The following is a 1,868-nucleotide window of genomic DNA, read 5'->3' on the forward strand; positions in this document are numbered from 1 at the left end:
CATTACCGGTCTCAACGAACAACAGCAGATTGTGTTACAGGTGCTCGGAAAACGGTATCTGGAGATTTATTCCTGATGTCGGTGCGGAAAGTCGGATTTACTGATGTCTCTCAAACTGAGTCCAGCATCAAACCGAAGTCTCAGGATGTCTTTTATCTTACTCATTTGGGTTCTCTTTCTAGCCATGGTCAGCCATTCCTCAATGCAGTTGCGTTGAGTTGAGCTTACCAGTTGATTTAGTTAGAAAAAGAACGGTATTTCGGCATTCCGATCACCGATTTCGGCAATCCGAACAGTGATTTCGGAAAAAGGCTAAAAGTGATCGGATAAAACCGAAACAGGTGATCGGTTTAAACCGAAATGGGTGATCGGATTGAACCGAAATGAGTGTTCGGATTCATCCGAAACATGCACCATCGAAATCGAAGAGAGCAAGGTTCATCTATACCTCAAAGCTTTTAACGCCCGCCATAAACGGTCGAGTGAAACGAGGTCCGGCGACCGAAGGGAGCGAATTTTATGGCTTGGTTATGCATGTCAGAGATGTCCCGCCTGTTCAATGACTTTTGGCCAAGATTTCTCTGAATGCCAGTCACTATATCTTTTCATCATGGGCAGGTAATGCTCAGGAATATCTGATTCCGGCGCTCCGCTGTACACATAGGCCATGCCTTCTCTAAACCATTCCGGTTTCATCATGGTCGAAACCGCACCAATTTCGTAAAACTGAAACCAATGAATCAATTCATGCTGAGTGATGTATCTTTGCCACGATGCGGGAGCTATCACGGTACCGAGAAAAGGATATGAAACGGCCCGTTCATTGCCTCCTCCGAACGACTGATAACACTCCATAGTAGAGCAGTAAACAAATGTGGGTCTGGACCGAAGTGGGACGCCAGAAGTAGAGATTGCCTTTATGGCGGAGCCATACAACTCAATGGCCTTTTCCATTTCTTTTGTGTCCTCGACGCAAACTGATCCGTTACATTGCATCCCGTTTAAATGCGGCAGAAACAATCTAGTCGGCTTTGCGAACGACCAAGCTAATGCAGGAATCAAGGCAACAGCCAAAATCAGCGACAACTTTTTGACCACATTGGCTCCTTATGCATAACGCCCGCATTTGCGGCTGGTTTGGAGCGCAGCGGAAAACCAGTCCGACAACACGCGCTTGTTAAATGCTTATAGCAGAGGCGTAGGCTTTAGTTCTTTGCTTTTATACAAAGGATGGCCCGGCCTGCCGCTTTTTAGTTTAGTTAAGCACTTTGGTGATTTTAAGATTGGTAAAACAGCCAAGTCGCGCTTCATAAATGCGCCATCATCTGTCCATGCACACACTGTTTCGACAGCCTCTTCGCTGAGTCTCTGCAAGTGCTGATCATTTTCTGGGCCTACTGGATCAGAAACTTGATAGAGCACTGATTTGTCAGTAGACCTATATGCAAATAGATTTGCTATAACCAGCCCGCCATAGCCCCAGCGCTTAGCGTAATTTATACACACCCGAGAAGTATTATCCTCTTCTTCATGGTCTGCTGTTGACGGATTGAGACAAATAAAAAGAACCCAAGGCTTTGAATCATCCCAAATCCGTTTTAGTTCATACCTGTACATTCCGCATTCGGAAATTATTGCTGACTTCTGCATGATTCCTCTTGGCATTTAACGCCGCGCTCTGCGGCAATTTTGGAGCGCAGCGGAAAAATTGTCCGACAGCAGCGCTTGGTTAGGCATTATAACGTAAGCGTAACTCGAACCACACCTATTCAATCATAGTTTAAAGCCATAGGCTACCATCAAGTTTAACCAATAAGGTGGTAGCATCATGAGCCGAGCATACCGAACTCGCGAGCAATGGCGTGAGC

Annotated in this window: 3 protein-coding genes; 1 reads left to right on the forward strand and 2 read right to left on the reverse strand. The window is 45.9% G+C overall.

Features of this window, described 5'->3' with window-relative positions; translation table 11 throughout:
• The coding region (locus DEU29_RS14080; RefSeq protein ID WP_208107653.1) for a hypothetical protein at positions 1 to 222 on the forward strand (222 nt) is incomplete at its 5' end.
• 315 nt (positions 223 to 537) lie between these two features.
• Here DEU29_RS14080 and DEU29_RS13870 read toward each other — a convergent pair.
• Both DEU29_RS13870 and DEU29_RS13875 read right to left on the reverse strand, forming a co-directional pair.
• Positions 538 to 1,098 (reverse strand): hypothetical protein, encoded by a 561-nt coding sequence (locus tag DEU29_RS13870; RefSeq protein ID WP_133540997.1) that lies wholly within the window; start codon positions 1,096 to 1,098, stop codon positions 538 to 540.
• Between the two features lie 87 nt (positions 1,099 to 1,185).
• A complete protein-coding gene (locus DEU29_RS13875; RefSeq protein WP_126752305.1) occupies positions 1,186 to 1,650 on the reverse strand; it encodes a DUF1643 domain-containing protein in 465 nt (154 codons plus the stop codon).
• Between the last annotated feature and the right edge of the window lie 218 nt (positions 1,651 to 1,868).

The sequence above is a fragment of the Idiomarina aquatica genome, assembly GCF_004362895.1.
Taxonomy (GTDB): domain Bacteria; phylum Pseudomonadota; class Gammaproteobacteria; order Enterobacterales; family Alteromonadaceae; genus Idiomarina.

What these genes read in the sequence shown, in the direction of transcription:
- DEU29_RS13875 (WP_126752305.1), bottom strand. Translation starts at nt 1,650, where the DNA reads ATGCAGAAGTCAGCAATAATTTCCGAATGCGGAATGTACAGGTATGAA.